Source organism: Luteimonas sp. MC1825, assembly GCF_014764385.1.
Lineage (GTDB): Bacteria > Pseudomonadota > Gammaproteobacteria > Xanthomonadales > Xanthomonadaceae > Luteimonas.
Window position 1 is genome coordinate 798,524 of record NZ_CP061714.1, and the last position, 19,395, is coordinate 817,918.

The following is a 19,395-nucleotide window of genomic DNA, read 5'->3' on the forward strand; positions in this document are numbered from 1 at the left end:
GGCACCGGGCCCTGCATTGGTCAGGCGGTCGCGCCGAGCAGCACCCGGTTCATCCGCTGCACGAACGCCGCCGGGTCATCCAGCTGCGCGCCGGCGGTGATCTCGGCCTGCTCCAGCAGCAGGTTGGCGAGGTCGGCGGCCTTGCCGTCGTCGGCCTCCGCGTCCAGGCGGGCGAGCAGGGCATGCGCGGGATTCACCTCGAGCGTGGGCTTGCTCTCGGGGACCTCCTGGCCGGCTTCGCGCAACAGGCGCGCGAAGTGCGGGGCCACCTCGTGGTCGGACAGCACCAGGCACGAGGGCGAATCGGTCAGGCGCGCCGAGACGCGCACGTCGGCCACGCGCTCGCCCAGCAGCGCCCTGATGCGCGTGACCAGCGGTGCGGCGGCCTTGCCTGCTTCTTCCTGCCGCTTCTTCGCGTCCTCGTCCAGCTGCAGCTCGCCCTTGGCGACGCTCTGCAGCGTCTTTCCGGCGTATTCGCGCAGGTAGCCGAGCATCCATTCATCGATGCGGTCGGACATCAGCAGCACTTCGATGTCGCGCGCCTTGAATGCCTCGAGCTGCGGGCTGCCCGCGGCGGCGGCGTGGCTGTCGGCGGTGACGTACCAGATGGTGTCCTGGCCGGCGGCCATGCGTCCGACGTAGTCGTCCAGCGCCACCGTGCGCGCCGCGCCCTCGCCGCGCGTGGACGCGAAGCGCAGGAGCTTCGCGATGCGTTCGCGGTTCTCGTGGTCCTCGGCGACGCCTTCCTTCAGCGTGTTGCCGAAGGCCTTGATGAAAGTCTCGAACTTCGCCGTGTCGGTACGCGCCAGGCCTTCGATGAGGTCGAGCACGCGCTTCACGCAGCTGGCGCGGATGCGTTCGAACTGGCGGTTGTGCTGCAGCAGCTCGCGGCTGACGTTGAGCGGCAGGTCGTCGGCATCCACCACGCCGCGCACGAAGCGCAGGTAGTTGGGAAGCAGCTCCTCGGCGGCGTCCATCACGAACACGCGCTTGATGTACAGCTTCAGCCCCTTGCGCTCGTCGCGGCCGCCCATCATCAGGTCGAACGGCGGCTGCGCGGGCAGGTAGAGCAGGGTGGTGAAGCTCTGGTTGCCCTCGACGCGATTGTGGCTCCAGGCCAGCGCGTCGTTGAAGTCGTGGCCGAGCGATTTGTAGAAGCCCTGGTAGTCCTCGTCGGTGATCTCCGACTTGGGCTTGGTCCACAGCGCGGAGGCGGAGTTCACGGTCTCCCACGCAGTCTCCGCCGGGTCCGCTTCGTCCGCGCCCTTGTCGGCCGGCATGCGGATCGGGAAGGCGACGTGGTCGGAGTAGCGCTGGATCAGGGAGCGGATGCGCCAGCTGTCGAGGAACTCGTCCTCGCCGTCCTTCAGGTGCAGGACCACGCGCGTGCCGCGCGCCGGCAGCTCGACGGTATCCAGCGTGTACTCGCCCTCGCCGGTGCTTTCCCATTTCACGCCCTGGCCGGCATCGGCGCCGGCGCGGCGGGTGAGCACGCTGACGCGGTCGGCCACCACGAACGCCGAGTAGAAGCCAACGCCGAACTGGCCGATCAGGCGCGCGTCGGCCTTCTGCTCGGCGGCCATCGCCGCCAGGAAGCGGCGCGTGCCGGAGCTGGCGATGGTGCCGATGTTGGCCACCACTTCGTCGCGGCCCATGCCGATGCCGTTGTCGGCGATGGTGATCGTGCGCGCCTCGCGGTCCACGCTCACCTCGATGCGCAGCTCGCCGTCGCCGGCGGCAAGGTCGGGGTTGGCGATCGCCTCGAAACGCAGCTTGTCGCAGGCATCGGAGGCGTTGGAGACCAGCTCGCGCAGGAACACGTCCTTGTGCGAGTACAGCGAGTGGGTGACCAGGTGCAGGACCTGGGCGACTTCGGCTTCGAACGGGCGGGTTTCGGTGGTATCGGTCATGGCGGTCCGTGCTGCAGGTGGAGACAGCCCCGGGAGATGGGCTTGGTCGCGCAAAACCCAAGCCCCGCGCCGGCGTTGCGCTCAGTCGCCGGCGTCCTCGTGTGCGTCGTCCTCGCCGCCGGCTTCGGGATCGTCGAACAGCAGGCCGTAATCGGCGACCGCCGCGCGCATGTCGGCCACCGGCGCGGCATTGGCCGGGTCGGCGCGCAATGCCTGCGTGCCCGCCATCAGCCGCGCCAGGAGTCCGTGCAGGGCGATGTCGGGCTCCGCGTCCAGCTTGCAGTTGGCGAACATGTATTCGATCGCCTGATCGATGTCGGTGGCCAGCACGAGCACGTTGCTTTCGCCCAGGTGGCCCATTTCGTGGTGGGCCAGGCCGGTCATCGCTTCCCGCACGCGGGCCATGCCTTCGACCAGGGGAGCGTCCGGCGTCCAGCGCACATGGGCGGCGGGGACCGGGGCATGCGTGGCCTGGCTGCCATGCGTGGCGTGAGCGGCGTGCCCGGCGTGCGGCTCCTGCGCCGCAGCGGTGGCGGGCACCGCGGCAAGGCCAAGGGCAAGGGCCAGGGTGGTCGCTGCGAACAGGGTTTTCATGCGTTTCTCCGGGGTGGATGGATCCACGTCCATGGTAGGCGCTGCAGACGGGGTGCCGTCTGACCGGGGTCAAGCGCCCGTGGGACAGCCTCACTGGTTCACATTGCCCTATTCATAAATGTGCAGGCGTGCTATGATACGCGCCGTAAGCCGTTGTAAATAAAGAACTAATGGAGGAAACAATCAAAAATTACCTGAAGCAGACCATCCTGTCCCTGATTCCCGCGAGCCATCGTCGCACCCGCACCCTGAGTGCCCAGGGCGCGCTTGCCGCCCGCCGCATCGCGCGCATCCAGACGGGCATGCCGCCGCCGGCTTCCACGCCAATCCACGGTGCCCTGGCGCGCCGTCGCGCGCCGCACCACGGCTATGGCCGCAGCCATTACCGCGCGCGCCCGTTGCGTGACGCAGGCATCGTCCAACCGATGTTCCGCATCACCTGACACCCGCGCCGGCGTGACCTTGGGCATTGCCCGGGTTCGAGTTGGCGGCGTAGTGTGGCCGGTCGTCCACACGAGTCGTCGCATGTCCCGCGAAGCCGCCGCCAAGGCCAGCCTGATCCGGAGCCTGCTCCGCACCAAGTCCATCGAGCAGTCGATCGCCGACGCCGCCGAGCCCGGGCGCCAGCTCAGGCGCTCGCTCACCGCCTGGGACCTGATGATCCTCGGCGCGGCGGTGGCGGTGGGCGCCGGCATCTTCTCGGTCGGCGCGCGCGCGGCGGGTGATTTCGCCGGCCCGGCGGTGATGCTGTCGTTCGTGCTGGCGGCGGTGACCTGCGGCCTGGCGATCATGTGCTACGCCGAGTTCGCGTCCAGCATTCCGGTGGCGGGCAGCGCCTACACCTACACCTACGCCACGCTCGGCGAGTTCCTGGCGTGGATCATCGGCTGGGACCTCATCCTCGAACTGCTCACCGCGGGCGCGGTGATCGCCAAGTACTGGGGCATCTACCTCAGCATGGTGTTCGAGCTGTTCGAGGTGCACATACCCACCACGGTCAGCGTGTTCGGGCTGTCGATGGACTGGGGGCCGCTGGTGATCGTGGGGCTGTTCACCGCGCTGCTGATCCAGGGCACCAAGATGTCCGCGCGCGTCAACAACGTGTTTACGCTCATCAAGATCGGCATCGTGCTGTTCGTGATCGTGGTGGGCCTGAGCTACCTGAAGGTGGAGAACTTCACGCCGTTCGTGCCGCCGTCGGCGCCCACCGGCGGCGGCGCGGCGGATGTCTGGTCGCAGTCGCTGTTCTCGTGGGCCACCGGCGCCGTGCCGGCGAAGTACGGCATTCCCGGCGTGCTGTCGGGGGCGGCGCTGGTGTTCTTCGCCTTCATCGGCTTCGACGTGGTCGCCACGTCCGCCGAAGAGGTGAAGGACCCGCAGCGCACGCTGCCGCTGGGCATCTTCGGCGGCCTGGCGCTGGTCACCGTGCTGTACCTGCTGGTGGCGCTGGCCCTGACCGGGATGGTGCCGTACACGGTGCTGGCCGAGGCCGAGAATCCGTCGCTGGCGACCGCTTTCGTCGCGGTCGGCGCGGGCTGGGCGGCGCAGGTGATTTCGGTCGGCATCCTGATCGGCCTGACCACGGTGATCATGGTGCTGCTGATGGGCCTGTCACGCGTGCTGCTGGCGATGAGCCGCGACGGCCTGCTGCCGCGCTGGCTGAGCGTCACATCCGAGACGCACCGCACGCCGGTGCGGCTGCAGTTGATCTGCGGCGTGGCGGTGGCGCTGCTGGCCGGCTTCACCCAGGTCGAGATTCTGGAAGAGATGATCAACATCGGCACGCTGTCGGCGTTCGTGCTGGTGAGCATCGCCGTGGTGGTGCTGCGGCGCACGCGCCCGGACCTGCCGCGCGCATACCGGGTGCCGTTCTCGCCGGTGCTGCCGATCGTCTCGGCGGTGCTGTGCTTCTACCTGATGCTCAACCTGACCACGCTGACCTGGGTGCGGTTCGCGGTGTGGCTGCTGGTGGGCGCGGCGGTCTATTTCGCCTACGGGCGGCGCCATTCGCGCGTGGGGATGCGCGCGCGCGGCGAGCTGCCGGTGGACGAGTCGCGCTGAGCGGCGGCATCGGTCGCCCGCGGATCGGCACGCACCCATGCGACTTTCCGGCATCCACGTCTATCCGCTGAAGTCGGCGGCCGGGATCGACCTCGCGGACGCGGTGGTCGAGCGTCGCGGCCTGCGCCACGATCGGCGCTGGATGGCGGTCGACGCCGACGGCAGGTGCGTCACCGGCCGCGAGCTCCCCCGGCTGACCCTGGTACGCACAACGCCCGCGCGCGACGGCCTGGTGCTGGAGGCGCCGGGCATGCCGCGGCTGCATGCGGCCATGCCGGTCGACGCTGCCACGCTCGCGGTGGATGTGTGGACCAGCAGGCTGCGCGCGCCGCTGCTCGGTGCGGAGGCCGATGCCTGGCTGTCCACCTTCCTGGGCACGCCGCTGCGGGTGGTGCACATGGACGCCGCTGTGACGCGCGCCGTGTCCTCGCCGCAGGCCACGCCGGGTGACGTGGTGAGCTTCGCCGATGCCTTCCCGGTGCTGCTGCTGTCGCAGGCCTCGCTGGACGCGTTGAACGCGCGCCTGGCGTCGCCGGTGTCGATGCAGCGCTTCCGCCCCAACCTGGTGGTCGATGGCGTGCCCGCGCATGCCGAGGATGGCTGGGCGCGGATCCGGATCGGCGCGGTGGAGTTCGAGGTGGCGGAGCCCTGCGTGCGCTGCGTGTTCACCACGGTCGACCCGCTGCGCGGCGAGCGTGACCCCGGCGGCGAGCCGCTGCGCACGCTGGTCGGTTACCGGCGTACGCCGGACGGCGTGGCCTTCGGGCAGCTGCTGTTGCCGCGATCGGCGGGGACGGTGCGGCGCGGCGACCGCGTCGAAGTGCTCCGCTGACGGCGCCGGCCGATTGCATCTTCGTCGAGCGCGCGATACGCCCGGTATTCAGCGGCCGAGGCGGTTGATCTCCGCGTTCTCCAGGACCGGCGGCGGATCCGGGTCGCGCAGCACGGCCAACATCGCGCGACCGACGCGCCCGGTGTCGGTCACCAGGCCGGGCAGGGCCCGCACGCCAAGGCCCATCAACGGGCCAAGCACCGGGTACATGGCAGCCAGTGCGGCATGTGGCGAGCGCTCGCCGCCCACCGGCTGGATGCCGCCGGTGCGCAGCATCACGGTGCGGATCGGCAGCGCGGCCAGCGCCTGTTCGGCCTCGCCCTTGACGCGCAGCTGCATGACCCGGCTGCGCGGATCGCTGCCCAGGCCCGAGATGTACACGAAGGTCAGCCCCGGGTTGCGCACGGCCAGGGTGCGCGCCACGTTGAGGGTGAGGTCGACGGTGACGCGGCGGTACTCGGCTTCCGGCGTGCCGAGCGGTGGCGCACCGGCGCAGTACAGGCAGCCGTCGAACGGCTGCAGTCGCGTGGCAACGGCGTCGAGGTCGCCGAAGTCGGGCACCAGGATGTCCTCGAGCCGGGGATCGGTGACGCCGCTGGGGCGCCGGCCCAGTGCGGCGACGTGGGCCACGTCTTCGGCGGCCAGGCATTCGCGCAGCACGCCCTGGCCGACGAGGCCGGTGGCGCCGGTGATCAGGATGCGCATGCGGACTCTCCCATGTCGGTTACAACGCGCTGACGCGGAATTTCCGCCCCTTGATCTTGCCCTCGCGCAGCCGCGCCAACGCGTTCGCGGACTGCGCGCGGGCAATGGCCACGTAGGAGCGCGTGGCCAGCACGTCGATCTTGCCGATCGCGGCCACCGGCAGACCGGCATCGCCGGTGAGCGCGCCGACGATGTCGCCGGGGCGCAGCTTGTCGGTCTTGCCGGCATCGATGCGCAGCGTGGCCATCGCCGCCCGCGGCACGCCCTTGGGCTTGCCGTTCACCGGCTGCGCATGCTCGCGCGGCAGGGTGCGGAACTGGTGGTCCTCGATCGCGTTCATGCGCGGGACCTCGCGCGGCGTGCACAGGGTGATCGCGATGCCGCCGCGCCCGGCGCGGCCGGTGCGGCCGATGCGGTGCAGGTAGGTGTCGGGATCCGAGGGCACGTCGTAGTTCACCACCGCGGCGAGGTCCTCGATGTCGAGGCCGCGCGCAGCCACGTCGCTGGCCACCAGCACATTGCAGCTCCGGTTGGCGAAGCGCATCAGGGTCTCGGCGCGGTCGCGCTGTTCCATGTCGCCATGCAGCGCCAGCGCGTCGAAGCCGTAGTGCGCGAGCGATGCCGCCACCTCGTCCACGTCGCGGCGCATGTTGCAGAACACCACGCACGACTCGGGGCGGTGCTCCAGCAGCAGCGCCGCCAGCAGCGGCGCCTTGCGCTCGGGGTCGGCCTCCACCACCACCTGGTTGATCGCCGGCGCGTCGGCGGCGCCGCGGATGCTGACCTCCGCCGGGTTGCGCAGCGTGGCTTTGGCAAGCGTGCGGATCGCGTCCGGGAACGTGGCAGAGAACAGCAGGCGCTGGCTGGCCGCCGGGATGCGGCGCGCGATGTCGCGGATCTGGTCCTCGAAGCCCATGTCGAGCATGCGGTCGGCCTCGTCCAGCACGAAGCCCAGCACGCCGCCAAGCTGCAACGCGTCGCCGCGCAGCAGCTCCTGGATGCGGCCGGGCGTGCCCACGACCACGTGCGGCGCATGCGCGAGCGAAGCCAGCTGCGGTGCCAGCGGTATGCCGCCGCACAGCACCGACACCTTTACATTGGGCACGCCCAGGGCGAGCTTTCGCAGTTGGCCGCCGACCTGCTCGGCCAGTTCGCGCGTCGGGCACAGCACCAGCGCCTGCGTGCGCACCGCGGTCGGGTCGAGCCGCTGCAGCAGGCCCAGCCCGAAAGCCGCGGTCTTGCCGCTGCCGGTCGGCGCTTGGGCGATGACGTCGCGGCCTTCGAGGATCGGCGGCAGCGACTGCGCCTGCACCGGGGTCATCGCGGTGTAGCCGAGCGCCTCCACCCCGAGCAGCAGGGCGGGCGGGAGGGAAAGGGTGGAGAACGCGAGGGATGTGTCCATGCCGCCATGATCGCAGCATTCGGTCTTAGGCCCGTGGATTGAATGGCGCGAGGTGCGGTCGCACGGGGTGAGACGGCCGCTGCCCAGCATGCCTGCTCAATCACGACGGAGCCCGCCCTGAACGCCATCCCCAAGCCAGCGCAGGCGCTGGCCGCCCCCGGCGCCGGCGGCACGCTCGCCGCCAGGCTCGCCGAGAAGTATCCCGCGCGCATCACCGGCAGCCTGCTGCTGCCGGGCCAGGACGGCCGCTACGCGCCGCTGCCCGGCGACCTGCCGGAGCCGCTGGTGCGCGCGCTGCATGCGCGCGGCATCGACCGGTTGTACAGCCACCAGGCGCAGGCCTGGGCGGAGACGCAGGCCGGCCGCCACGTGGTGGTGGCGACGCCCACGGCGTCGGGCAAGTCGCTCTGCTACACGCTGCCGGTGGTCGCCAGTGCGCTCGAGGCGCGCGGCAAGGCGCTGTACCTGTTTCCCACCAAGGCGCTGGCGCAGGACCAGGTGGCCGAGCTGCTGGAACTCAATGCCGCTGGCGGCCTCGGCCTGCGCGCGGCCACCTTCGACGGCGACACGCCGGGCGATGCGCGCCAGGCGATCCGCCTGAGCGGCGACATCGTGGTCAGCAACCCGGACATGCTCCACCAGGGCATCCTGCCGCACCACACCAAGTGGGCGCAGTTCTTCGAGAACCTGCGCTACGTGGTGATCGACGAGATCCACACCTACCGCGGCGTGTTCGGCAGCCATGTCGCCAACGTGATCCGCAGGCTCAAGCGCGTGTGTGCGTTCTACGGTGTCAGTCCGCAGTTCATCCTGTGCTCGGCGACCATCGGCAACGCCGGCGCGCATGGCCGCGCGCTGATCGAGGCCGCGCAAGCCGACATCGCCGTGATCGACGACAGCGGCGCGCCGCGCGGCGACAAGCACGTGCTGCTGTGGAACCCGCCGATGGTCAACGTCGACCTCGGCATCCGCGCCTCCGCGCGCTCGCAGTCCAACCGCATCGCGCGGCTGGCGATCCGCGCCGGGCTGAAGACGCTGGTGTTCTGCCAGTCGCGGCTGATGGTCGAGGTGCTCACCAAGTACCTGAAGGAAGTCTTCGACCACGACCCGCGCAAGCCCAGGCGCATCCGCGGCTACCGTGGCGGCTACCTCCCCACCGAGCGGCGCGAGGTCGAACGCGAGATGCGCGCCGGGCGGATCGACGGCATCGTGAGCACCTCGGCACTGGAACTCGGCGTCGACATCGGCAGCCTCGACGTGGTGGTGCTCAACGGCTATCCCGGCAGCATCTCCGCCACGTGGCAGCGCTTCGGCCGCGCCGGGCGGCGCCAGCAACCGTCGGTGGGCGTGCTGGTGGCCGGCTCCGACGCGCTCGACCAGTACGTGGTGCGCCATCCCGAGTTCTTCGCCGACGCCAACCCCGAGCACGCGCGCATCGAGGCCGACCAGCCGCTGATCCTGCTCGACCACATCCGCTGCGCGGCGTTCGAACTGCCGTTCCATGATGGCGACGGCTTCGGTCCGGTCGATCCCGCGGCATGGCTCCAAGTGCTGGCCGAAAGCGGCGTGCTGCACCGCGAAGGCGCGCGCTGGGAGTGGATCGCCGACAGCTACCCGGCGCAGGCGGTCAACCTGCGCTCGGTGGCCGACGGCAACTTCGTGGTCGTCGACCGCACCGACGGCCGCCAGGTGATCGTGGCCGAGGTGGACTATTCCGCCGCCGCGCTCACTCTCTACGAGGGCGCGATCCACATGATCCAGTCGGAGCCGTTCCAGGTGGAGAAGCTCGACTGGGAGGGCCGCAAGGCCTTCGTCACCCGCACCCGCGTCGACTACTACACCGACGCCATCGACTACACCAAGCTGAAGGTGCTCGACGACGCCGAACAGGCCGCGGCCGGGCAGGGCTCGGCGCACCTGGGCGAGGTGCACGTGGTGCGGCGCGTGTCCGGCTACAAGAAGATCCGCTTCCACACCCACGAGAACATCGGCTACGGCCCGGTGAACCTGCCCGACCAGGAGCTGCACACCAGCGCGGTGTGGTGGCAGCTGCCGCAGGCGACGCTGGAGGAGGCGTTTGCCATGCGCCACGAGGCGCTGGATGGCTTCCTCGGCGCGGCCTACGCGCTGCACCTGGTCGCGCAGGTGGCGGTGATGGCCGAGAGCCGCGACCTGCTGAAGTCGGTGGGCAGCGGCGACGGCGCCTGGTTCGCCACTGCCGACAACCGCGGCCGCGGCCAGCTGCGCAGCGGCGACGGCACGCCCGACATGGCGGTCGAACTGCTCGGACGCTTCACGCCCACCATCTATCTGTACGACAACTACCCCGGCGGCGTGGGCCTGTCGTCGCCGCTGTTCGAGCGCCATGCCGCACTGCTGGCGCAGGCGCGCGCGCTGGTGGCGGGCTGCGACTGCGGTGCGGGGTGCCCGGCCTGCGTGGGCCCGATCCTTGCCGCCGACGAGACCGCGAGCCTCGCGCCGCGCGCGCTGGCCCTGCGCGTGCTGGACCTGCTCGCGGAAGCACCATGAGCGCGCTGGCGGCGAAGCTCGCGCGGCTGCGCGCGGAGGCGGGTGGAGAGCAGCCAGGGCCGGTTGCGGTTCGCGCGGCGGGCGTCGTTGTGCGCGCGTCGGAACCCGGTGTACGCACGTACGCATCAGCGCTGCCGGCCGCGGATTCCCGCCAGGCCACCATCAACCAGCTGCGCACCCTGCTGAAGATCCGCACGCCCGCGCCGCTGATGCAGGCGCGCGCGGCGGATCGCACGCTGCCCGGCGACGAGATCGCCCCCGGCCTGCGCTTCCTCGAACAGTGGACGCCGTGGCCTGCTGGCGAAGACGTGCTGCCGCTGCACGGCATCGGCCAGGACGCGATCGCACGCGGGCACCTGCTCGCGTTCGACACCGAGACCACCGGCCTGGCCGGCGGCACCGGCACGCGTGCGTTCATGATCGGCGCCGCGGATTGGCGCGACGGCGGGCTGCGCATGCGCCAGTTGTGCATCACCACGCTCGGCGCGGAAGCGGCGATGCTGCGCACGTTCGCCGGGTGGCTGGCGCCGGAGACGGTGCTGGTCAGCTACAACGGCAAGAGCTACGACCGTCCGCTGCTGTCGACGCGGTACCGCCTCGCGCGGCTTGCCGATCCCGTCTTCGGGCGCGGCCACGTCGATCTGCTGCATCCGGTGCGCCGCCGTTACCGCGGTGTCTGGGCGAACTGCAGGCTCGCCACCATCGAACGCGAGCTGCTGGGCGTGGTGCGCGAGGACGATTTGCCAGGCTCGGAAGCGCCGGCCGCGTGGCTGTCGTACCTGCGCGGCGGCAGTGCCGCCAACCTGCGCCGCGTCGGCCAGCACAATGCGCAGGACCTGCGCAGCCTCTGCAGCCTGCTGGAGGCGATGGCCGACGCTGCGCCCGCGGTCAGCGCGCACGTCGGGTCCTGAAGGGCGCGGCCGCCTTCACAGGCAGGCCGCACCCCGTGCCGCAGTCGCGTCAGCTGGCGCGGTCCGGGCGGTTGACGCCCGTCGTGCCCGCCCCGGCGGCCGGTGTGGCACCGGTGCCTGTCCCCGTCGTGGCCCCGCCCGGCGTGGTGGCGCCGGGGGTGGTTCCGTAACCGTGGCCCGATGCACCGCCGGGCGTGCTGCCCGCGCTGCCGGTTGCGCTGGCGCCAGACGCCGATGCGCCACCGTAGCCTGCCGAAGACATGCCTGCGCCGGAACTGCTGCCGCTGCTGCCGTACGACGGCGAGCCACCGATCGGATCCACGCCGGCCACCCGGATCGAGTTCTCGATGTCGCGCACGCCGCTGACGGATTCGGCGATGTCCTCGGCGCGGTGCTTCATGGCGCGATTGGGCACGGTGCCCGACAGGCGCACGGTGCCGCTGCCGACGTGCACGTTGATGTCGGCGGCGTCGATGGCGTCGCTGTCGCACAGGCCCTCGCAGACGTCCTCGCGGATGCGCTCGTCGCTGCGGGTGTAGCCGCGCGGCCCGATGCCGCGGTAGCCGCTGCGCCGGCCCGCGCCGCTCGACGTGGTGGATGTGGTCGACGCGTGTTCATCGCGGCCGTAGGTGCGCTCTTCGTCGTCCGCCGGGCCGCCGGGCGTGGTGCGGCGGCTGTAGTAGCCGGCCGGGCGCTCGGCTTCCTGCTTGCGGTTGTCGAACCAGTCGCGGGTGACGCCCACGAAACGCGCGCCAAGCTGCGCCGCCTCGCGGGCGACGGCCTTGAATTCATTCTTCGCCTTGCTGTTGGCAGTCATGTGCTGGAGTCTCCGGGGGTGGTTGGGGGCGGCTACGCACGCTGGCGCGCCGACCTGCGGAGTTTCCGCGCAGCTGTGTTCAAGCAGCGTCATGCCGGCGGCGCGCGGGGGCGTTTGTTCATACGCCGCTGTCACTTTCGCGGTGCTAAACCGCGTGCTTGCCGCATCCCCCCGTGAACAAAGGAGCACTCCGTGACCGACACCCACAAGCTGGAAGAGAAGTTCTGGAAGGCCCTGGAGAGCGACCGCACGGTCATGCTCGGGCTGGACGGCATGGAAGACGGCCACGCCCGTCCCATGACCGCGCAGGCGGAGGACCGCCGCGCGCCGTTGTGGTTCTTCACCTCCAACGACAACGCGCTGGTCCGGCAGCTCGGCGACGGTGGCGGACGCGCGATCGCGGGCTTCGCCTCCAAGGGCCATGACCTGTTCGCCAGCATCCGCGGCACGCTGCACGTCGACACCGACCGCGCTGTGGTCGATCGCCTCTGGAACCCGTTCGTCGCCGCCTGGTTCGAGGGCAAGGACGACCCCAGGCTGCGCCTGCTGCGGCTTGATGCCGAAGACGCCGAAGTGTGGATCGATGCCTCCAGCATGCTGGCCGGCGTGAAGATGATGATCGGCATCGACCCCAAGAAGGACTACAAGGACAAGGTCGGCGAGATCGACCTGCGCTGAGTCCACGCGAAGATGCCGCGCGGCGACCTGGTGGTCTCCACGCCGGAGGGGCTGTATTGCCCCGCCGGTGGTTTCCATATCGATCCGTCGCGCCCGGTGCCGTGCGCGGTGATCACCCACGGCCATGGCGACCACGCGCGCAGCGGAATGGGCCTCTACCACGTGGCCGCGGAAGGCCTGCCGATCCTGCGCTGGCGGCTGGGTGAGCAGGACTACCGCGTGCACGCGCTGGGCGAGCGCGTGCGCATCGGCAACGCGCTGGTGTCGTTCCATCCCGCCGGCCACGTGCTCGGTTCGACCCAGGTACGCATCGAAGTGGATGGCGAGACCTGGGTGGCGTCGGGCGACTACAAGCGCGATCACGACCCGACCTGCCTGCCGTTCGAAGTCGTGCCCTGCGACGTGTTCATCACCGAGGCGACGTTCGGGCTGCCGATCTACCGCTGGACGCCGGCGGCAGATGTGGCCGCCGACATCGTCGCGTGGCGCGAGGAATGCGCGGCCAACGGCGAGGCGGCGATCCTGTACTGCTACGCGCTCGGCAAGGCGCAGCGCGTGCTGGGTGAACTCGCCGCGCACACCGATCGCCCGGCCTTCGTGCACGGCGCGATCGATGCCGGCGTGCAGGTCTACCGCGAAGCCGGCGTGGCGATGCTCGACACCCGGCGCGTGGCAGACGAGGCGCGCGGCACGGCATTCGCCGGAGAGCTGGTGCTGGCGCCGCCGTCGGCCGCCGGCAGCCCGTGGATCCGCCGCTTCAAGCGCGCACAGCAGGGCTTCGCGTCGGGCTGGATGCGCATCCGCGGCAACCGCCGGCGCCGCAACTACGACCGCGGCTTCGTGGTATCCGACCATGCCGACTGGCCGGCGCTGCTGCGCACCGCGCACGAGACCGGTGCGCGGCGGGTGATCGCCACCCACGGCGACACCGACGCGCTGGTGCGCGTGCTCAACGACCGCGGCATCGACACCGGCGTGTTCGCCACGGGCTACGGCGAGGACGACTGATGCGCCGCTTCGCCGCGCTCTACGAGCGGCTCGACCGCAGCACCGGCACCGGCGACAAGCGCCGCGCACTGGTGGACTACTTCCGTGACGCACCGCCGCGTGACGCCGCATGGGCGATCTGGCTGCTGGCCGGCGGCAAGATCGGCGGCGCGCGCGCGAAGATCGCCGGCACCGGCGAATTGCGTGCGTGGATCGGCGCAGAGAGCGGGACGCCCGACTGGCTGGTCGAGGACTGCCATCACCAGGTCGGCGACCTGGCGGAAACGCTGGCCCTGCTGTTGGACGATCCGCCGGCGGGCGCGCAGGGCGGCGACATCGCCCTGGCGGACTGGATCGAGCAGCGCCTGGCGCCGATCGCCAACGACACGCCGGAGGCGCGGCGCGCGCTCGTGGTGGAGGCGTGGCGCAGCCTGTGCTTCCGCGAGCGCCTGGTGTTCAACAAGCTGCTCACCGGTGCGCTGCGCGTGGGCGTGTCGCAGGGCCTGGTGCAGCAGGCGCTGGCGGAGTTTTCCGGCGTCGACATTGCGCTCATCGCGCAGCGCATGCTCGGGCGCTGGGCGCCGTCGGCGGCGTTCCTCGAAGGCCTGCTGTCCCCTGAGGTTCAACCCGGCGACGCCGCGCTGCCGTATCCGTTCTTCCTCGCCTCGCCGCTGGAGGCCGAGGCCGAGAGCCTGGGCAGCATCGACGACTGGCTGCTGGAGTGGAAGTGGGACGGCATCCGCCTGCAGCTGATCCGCCGCGCCAGCGGGATCGCGCTGTGGTCGCGCGGCGAGGAGCGCATGGACGGGCGCTTCCCCGAGATCGAAGCCGCCGCCGCCGCGCTCGGCCGCGACTGCGTGATCGACGGCGAGCTGCTCGCCTGGCAGCCCGGTGGTGCCGAGCCGATGCCGTTCAGTGCGTTGCAGACCCGCATCCAGCGGCTCAAGCCGGGGCCGAAGTCGCTGGCCGCGGCGCCCGCGCGGGTGCTGGCGTACGACCTGCTGGAACTGGATGGCGAAGACCTGCGTGCGCGGCCACTGGTGGAGCGCCGCGCGCTTCTGGTCGACGTGCTCGCCGATGCCGATCCCGACAGGCTCGCGCTGTCGCTGCAGGTGCCCGCCGATGACTGGACGCACGCGGCCAGGCTGCGGGAGGAAGCGCGCGAACGCGGGGTCGAGGGCCTGATGCTCAAGCGCGCCGATTCGCCCTACCGCCATGGCCGCAAGCGCGGCGACTGGTGGAAGTGGAAGATCGATCCGCTGAGCATCGACGCGGTGCTGATCTACGCCCAGTCCGGCCATGGCCGGCGCAGCACGCTGTTCACCGATTACACCTTCGGCCTGTGGGACGGCGATGCCCTGGTGCCGGTGGCCAAGGCGTACTCGGGCCTGGACGACGCCGAGATCCTGCGCCTCGATCGGTGGATCCGCGCGCACACGCTGGAGCGCTTCGGGCCGGTGCGTTCGGTGCAGGCGCTGCATGTGTTCGAGCTGGGCTTCGAGGGCGTGAACCGCTCGGCGCGGCACAAGTCGGGCATTGCGGTGCGCTTCCCGCGCATCCTGCGCTGGCGCGAGGACAAGCTGGCGCGCGAGGCGGACACGCTGGACAGCCTGCGGGCGCTGGCGCGATGAGTCCGGAGGCGCAGGCGCAGGCGCCGTCAGCGATGCAGGCGAAACGGCCGGCACGCGGACGCGCCGATGCGCCGCTGACTGCGTGGTTCACCGCGCAGGGCTGGCGGCCGGCGCCGTTCCAGCGCGAAGCCTGGCGGCGCTACCTCGCCGGCGAATCGGGGCTGCTGGTCACGCCCACCGGCAGTGGCAAGACGCTTGCCGCGCTCGGCGGGCCGCTGCTCGAAGCCCTGCGCCTCGGCGACACGCCCGCGCCCAAGCGTGCGCGCCCCGGCGTGCCAGCCGCGCCGCGCCTGCGCGTGCTGTGGATCACCCCGCTGCGTGCGCTGGCGGTCGACACGGTGCGCGCCGTGCGCGAGCCGATCGCCGCACTCGGCGTGCCGTGGACGGTGGCCATGCGCACCGGCGACGCCAGTGCGCGCGACAGACGCCTGGCACGCCAGGGCCTCGCCGACGTGCTGGTCACCACGCCGGAGTCGTTCGCGCTCGCCCTGTCGTATCCCGATGCCGGCGAGCTGCTCGCGGGCGTGCGCGCGGTGGTGGTGGACGAGTGGCACGAGCTGCTCGGCAACAAGCGCGGCGTGCTGCTGCAGCTGTGCCTGGCGCGGCTGCGAGCGCTGGCGCCCACGGCGCGCATCTGGGGGCTGTCGGCCACGCTCGGCAACCTCGGCGAAGCCCGCGACGTGCTGCTGCCGCACCTGCCGGATGCCGCCATCCTCGCCGCACCCAGACCGCGCAGGATGACGCTGGAGACCCTGCTGCCGGGCGAGGGCGAGCGCTTCCCCTGGGCCGGGCATCTCGGCCTGTCGCAGCTGCAGCGGGTGGCCGCGGTGCTGCAGCGCGTACGCAGCAGCCTGCTGTTCACCAACACGCGCTCGCAAGCCGAGCTCTGGCACCGCGCGCTGCAGGCGGTATGGCTGGACGACCCGGCGACCCTGGCGCTGCACCACGGCTCGCTCGACGCCTCGCTGCGCGCCGCCGCCGAGGCCGGCCTGCGCGACGGCAGTGTGCGCTGCGTGGTCGCCACCTCCAGCCTCGACCTTGGCGTCGACTTCCCGGCCGTCGACCAGGTGCTGCAGGTCGGCAGCCCGAAGGGCATGGCGCGCCTGCTGCAGCGTGGCGGCCGCGCGCGCCACCGGCCGGGCGAGGCCGGGCATGTGGTGTGCGTGCCCACGCACGCGCTGGAACTGGCCGAATACGCCGCGGCGCGCGCTGCGCTCGCCGGTGGCCGCATCGAAGCGCGCCCGCCGCCGCGGCTGTCGCTCGACGTGCTGGCGCAGCACTGCGTCACCTTGGCGCTCGGCGGCGGCTTCGCTGCCGACGCGCTGCTGGCCGAGGTGCGCGGCACGCACGCGTTCGCCGACCTGCCGGATGCGGCCTGGCAGGCCGTGCTCGACTTCATCGTCCGCGGTGGTGGTGCGCTCGAGCACTATCCCGACTACCGCCGCGTGCTGCGTGACGACGACGGCGCCTATCGTGTGCACGACCGCCGCGTCGCGTTCCGCCACCGGCTGTCCATCGGCACCATCACCAGCGACGGCAGCGTGCAGGTGCGTTACATGAAGGGCGGGCACCTCGGCGTGGTGGAGGAAGCGTTCGTGTCGCGGCTGCGGCCGCGCGACCGCTTCCAGTTCGCCGGCCGCACGCTTGAGCTGGTGCAGCTGAAGGACATGACCGCCTACGTGCGCGTGGCCACCCGCAACGACGGCATGGTGCCGCGCTGGCAGGGCGGGCGCATGCCACTGTCGAGTGAACTCGCCGCCGAGGTGGAGGCGATCCTGGCGCAGCCACCGGCGAGCCCGGAGATGCGCGCGCTGTCGCCGCTGCTCGCGCTGCAGACACAGCTCTCGGCGCTGCCCACGCCCGGCACGCTGCTGGTGGAAGCGTTGAAGACGCGCCAGGGCTGGCACCTGTTCGTGTTTCCGTTCGCCGGCCGTGCCGTGCACGAGGGCCTGGCGCCGCTGCTGGCGCTGCGCTGGGCGCGCGAGGTGCCGAACACGTTCGCCTGGGCGATGAACGATTACGGCCTGGTGCTGAGCGCGCAGGTCGAAGCCTGGCCGGATCCGGCGCTGCTCGCGCGCATGCTGTCGCCCGACGGCCTGCTCGAAGACCTGCACGCCAGCCTCAACATCGCCGAGCTCGCGCGCCGCCAGTTCCGCGACATCGCCCGCGTCGCCGGCCTGCTGCCGCCGTCGCTGCCCGGCCGCGCCATCCGCTCGCTGCGCCAGCTGCAGGCCTCCAGCGGCCTGCTGTTCGACGTGCTGCGCCGCCACGACCCCGGGCACATGCTGCTCGCCCAGGCCGAACGCGAAGTGCTCGAGGCGCAGCTCGACGTGCGCCGCCTGGGCGACACCCTGCGCCGCTGCCGCGACCGCACGCTCGACCTGCACACGCCGCGCAGCCTCACGCCGCTGGCGTTCCCGCTGTGGGCCGAATCCATGCGCGGCCAGCTCAGCAGCGAAGACTGGCGCACGCGCGTGCAGCGCGCCGCGGCCCAGCTCGAGAAGCGCCATGCCCGACGTGCTTGAGCTCGTCATCGCCGGCGAGCCGATGCGCCTGTACGCCGACCGCGCGCTGTACTGGCCGGCGCGCGGCCGGCTGCTGATCGCCGACCTGCACCTCGGCAAGGGCGACACCCTGCGCGCGGCCGGCATCGCCGTGCCCAGCGGCGGCACCGCGCACGACCTCGCGCGCCTCGACGCGCTGCTGCGTCGGTCGGGTGCCCGCGAGCTGTGGGTCCTCGGCGACTTCCTCCACGGACGCCACCAGCCGCAGGTCGACGCCGCCTGGCGCGCGTTGCTTGCGGCCCACGCCGGCTGCGTGGCCGCGGTGGTGGCCGGCAACCACGACCGCTTGCTGCTGCCCGATGCCGTGGGCGTGGTGCGCCTGCCCGACGACGTGCGCGATGGCCCGTTCCGCTTCCGCCATCACCCGCTGGACATCCCCGATGCCAGGGCAGGGCATGTGCTCTGCGGGCACCTGCATCCGGTGGCACGCCTGCCCGGATTGCCGGGGCGCCATCCCGCGCTCGCGCTCGACGCGCACGAGTCGGTCCTGCCGGCGTTCTCCGCGTTCACCGGCGGCCAGCGCCTCGCCGACACGCTCCACTGGGTGGCTTGCGCGGATGGCGTGCTGGTCGTGAATAGGCCTTGACCCGCGCTCCACCACGCATCGGCTAGCGTCACGGGACCGCACCGGAGACCGCCCGCCATGACCGAACGCACGCGAAGCCCCTGGACCGGCCTCCTTGGCTGGGCCGCGACCACCTTCGCCGCTGCCGCCATCGGCGCGGCGGCCTCGATGCGCTCCGACGATTTCTACCGCCAGCTGGAAACGCCCTCCTGGGCGCCGCCCGGCTCGGTGTTCGGCCCGGTGTGGACGCTGCTGTACATCCTGATGGCGCTCGCCGCGTGGATGGTCTGGCGCCGTGCCGGCTGGGAGGGCGCGCGGCTCGCGCTCGCGCTGTACCTGCTGCAGCTGGTGCTCAACGCACTGTGGACATGGTGCTTCTTCGCCTGGCGCATGGGTGGCCTGGCCTTCGCCGACATCGTGCTGCTGTGGCTGGTGATCGCCGCCACCACGTGGCTGTTCTGGCGGGTGCGGCCGCTGGCCGGCATGTTGATGCTGCCGTACCTCGCATGGGTCACGTTTGCCGCGTTCCTCAACCACGCGTCGTGGCGCATGAACCCGCAGCTGCTGGGCTGATGCGATGCGCCACGGCAACCCCACCGTGGCGCGACGTTTCCGGTCCGGCCTCAGGCGTCGCGCGGCAACACCGTCAGCACGCGCGCGATGAACTCGTGGAACTCCCTGAGGTAGCCGCGCAGGAAATCCGCCGTGGAGCTGTCGGCGATTTCACCGGCGTCGTTGATCATCCCGTCCTTGAACTGGATGTAGGCCTCCGGCGAGTTCATCTGCGGCGAGTTCAGGAAGCCGAGGATGCTGCGCAGGTGCTGCTGGCCCACCGCGGTGCCGATGGCACCGGGCGAGGTGCCGATCACGCCGGACGGAATGTTGGCAAAGGAGTTGGTGCCCCACGGGCGGCTGGCCCAGTCGATGGCATTCTTCAGCCCGCCGGGGATCGATCGGTTGTATTCCGGGGTGATGATCAGGATGGCGTCGGAACCCTTGATCGCCTGCTTGAACGCCTTGCCGGCCTCGGGATAGTCGGCGTCGTAGTCGTAGCTGTAGATCGGCAGGTCCCGGTACGAAATCTCCTTGAACGCGAGCTGCTCCGGCGCAAGCTTGAACAGCGCATTGGCCAGCTTGCGGTTGATCGAGTCCTTGGCGATGCTGCCGATCAGGTACCCGACGTTGTAGGTCTTCATCATCTGCTCCTGC

The 19,395-nt window shown here is 71.3% G+C and carries 17 protein-coding genes; 11 read left to right on the plus strand and 6 right to left on the minus strand.

Annotated features, from left to right (window positions below):
* Window positions 1–20: 20 nt before the first annotated feature.
* A complete protein-coding gene (htpG, locus tag IDM46_RS03705) occupies window positions 21–1,910 on the minus strand; it encodes a molecular chaperone HtpG (protein ID WP_185114843.1) in 1,890 nt (629 codons plus the stop codon).
* A gap of 81 nt (window positions 1,911–1,991) precedes the next feature.
* On the minus strand, window positions 1,992–2,504 hold the full coding sequence (locus IDM46_RS03710; RefSeq protein WP_182822366.1) for a DnrO protein: 513 nt from the start codon (window positions 2,502–2,504) through the stop codon (window positions 1,992–1,994).
* Window positions 2,505–2,674: 170 nt separating this feature from the next.
* Here IDM46_RS03710 and IDM46_RS03715 point away from each other — a divergent pair, with 170 nt between their 5' ends.
* From IDM46_RS03715 to IDM46_RS03725, 3 genes are all read left to right on the plus strand, one after another.
* Window positions 2,675–2,947 (plus strand): hypothetical protein, encoded by a 273-nt coding sequence (locus tag IDM46_RS03715; protein ID WP_182822364.1) that lies wholly within the window; start codon window positions 2,675–2,677, stop codon window positions 2,945–2,947.
* Window positions 2,948–3,029: 82 nt separating this feature from the next.
* Window positions 3,030–4,565, plus strand: a complete 1,536-nt coding sequence (locus tag IDM46_RS03720; protein ID WP_185114844.1) for an amino acid permease — start codon at window positions 3,030–3,032, stop codon at window positions 4,563–4,565.
* Window positions 4,566–4,602: 37 nt separating this feature from the next.
* A complete protein-coding gene (locus IDM46_RS03725) occupies window positions 4,603–5,397 on the plus strand; it encodes an MOSC N-terminal beta barrel domain-containing protein (RefSeq protein ID WP_185114845.1) in 795 nt (264 codons plus the stop codon).
* Window positions 5,398–5,445: 48 nt separating this feature from the next.
* Here the strand turns inward: IDM46_RS03725 and IDM46_RS03730 are convergent, their stop codons facing one another.
* Together IDM46_RS03730 and dbpA are read right to left on the minus strand one after the other, a co-directional pair.
* The gene (locus tag IDM46_RS03730; RefSeq protein ID WP_185114846.1) at window positions 5,446–6,102 is read right to left on the minus strand and encodes an NAD-dependent epimerase/dehydratase family protein; all 657 of its coding nucleotides are present in this window, start codon (window positions 6,100–6,102) and stop codon (window positions 5,446–5,448) included.
* A 19-nt stretch (window positions 6,103–6,121) separates the two neighbouring features.
* Entirely contained in the window at window positions 6,122–7,504 is a 1,383-nt protein-coding gene (gene dbpA / locus IDM46_RS03735) for an ATP-dependent RNA helicase DbpA (protein WP_185114847.1), read from the minus strand.
* Window positions 7,505–7,546: 42 nt separating this feature from the next.
* Here dbpA and IDM46_RS03740 point away from each other — a divergent pair, with 42 nt between their 5' ends.
* Complete coding sequence (locus tag IDM46_RS03740; RefSeq protein WP_185114848.1) at window positions 7,547–10,033, plus strand: DEAD/DEAH box helicase; 2,487 nt, start codon at window positions 7,547–7,549, stop codon at window positions 10,031–10,033.
* The gene (locus tag IDM46_RS03745) at window positions 10,030–10,944 is read left to right on the plus strand and encodes a ribonuclease H-like domain-containing protein (protein ID WP_182822354.1); all 915 of its coding nucleotides are present in this window, start codon (window positions 10,030–10,032) and stop codon (window positions 10,942–10,944) included. The genes IDM46_RS03740 and IDM46_RS03745 overlap by 4 nt, the downstream gene beginning before the upstream one ends.
* A gap of 49 nt (window positions 10,945–10,993) precedes the next feature.
* On the opposite strand, the gene IDM46_RS03750 is transcribed toward IDM46_RS03745, so the two are convergent.
* On the minus strand, window positions 10,994–11,761 hold the full coding sequence (locus IDM46_RS03750; RefSeq protein WP_182822352.1) for a BON domain-containing protein: 768 nt from the start codon (window positions 11,759–11,761) through the stop codon (window positions 10,994–10,996).
* Window positions 11,762–11,953: 192 nt separating this feature from the next.
* Here IDM46_RS03750 and IDM46_RS03755 point away from each other — a divergent pair, with 192 nt between their 5' ends.
* Genes IDM46_RS03755 through IDM46_RS03780 form a run of 6 tightly spaced genes read left to right on the plus strand, consistent with a single transcriptional unit; the run spans window position 11,954 to window position 18,759 of the window.
* Window positions 11,954–12,439 carry a pyridoxamine 5'-phosphate oxidase family protein gene (locus tag IDM46_RS03755; protein WP_182822350.1) on the plus strand — a complete coding sequence of 162 codons (486 nt, stop codon included), beginning with the start codon at window positions 11,954–11,956 and terminating at the stop codon, window positions 12,437–12,439.
* Between the two features lie 12 nt (window positions 12,440–12,451).
* Window positions 12,452–13,447 (plus strand): ligase-associated DNA damage response exonuclease, encoded by a 996-nt coding sequence (locus IDM46_RS03760; protein ID WP_185114849.1) that lies wholly within the window; start codon window positions 12,452–12,454, stop codon window positions 13,445–13,447.
* Complete coding sequence (locus IDM46_RS03765; RefSeq protein ID WP_185114850.1) at window positions 13,447–15,057, plus strand: ATP-dependent DNA ligase; 1,611 nt, start codon at window positions 13,447–13,449, stop codon at window positions 15,055–15,057. The genes IDM46_RS03760 and IDM46_RS03765 overlap by 1 nt, the downstream gene beginning before the upstream one ends.
* A 32-nt stretch (window positions 15,058–15,089) precedes the next feature.
* Window positions 15,090–17,582 (plus strand): ligase-associated DNA damage response DEXH box helicase, encoded by a 2,493-nt coding sequence (locus IDM46_RS03770; RefSeq protein WP_185114851.1) that lies wholly within the window; start codon window positions 15,090–15,092, stop codon window positions 17,580–17,582.
* On the plus strand, window positions 17,566–18,207 hold the full coding sequence (pdeM, locus tag IDM46_RS03775; RefSeq protein WP_182822344.1) for a ligase-associated DNA damage response endonuclease PdeM: 642 nt from the start codon (window positions 17,566–17,568) through the stop codon (window positions 18,205–18,207). The genes IDM46_RS03770 and pdeM overlap by 17 nt, the downstream gene beginning before the upstream one ends.
* A gap of 57 nt (window positions 18,208–18,264) precedes the next feature.
* On the plus strand, window positions 18,265–18,759 hold the full coding sequence (locus IDM46_RS03780; protein WP_182822342.1) for a TspO/MBR family protein: 495 nt from the start codon (window positions 18,265–18,267) through the stop codon (window positions 18,757–18,759).
* A gap of 50 nt (window positions 18,760–18,809) precedes the next feature.
* On the opposite strand, the gene IDM46_RS03785 is transcribed toward IDM46_RS03780, so the two are convergent.
* A complete protein-coding gene (locus IDM46_RS03785; RefSeq protein ID WP_182822340.1) occupies window positions 18,810–19,382 on the minus strand; it encodes an NADPH-dependent FMN reductase in 573 nt (190 codons plus the stop codon).
* Window positions 19,383–19,395: the final 13 nt, after the last annotated feature.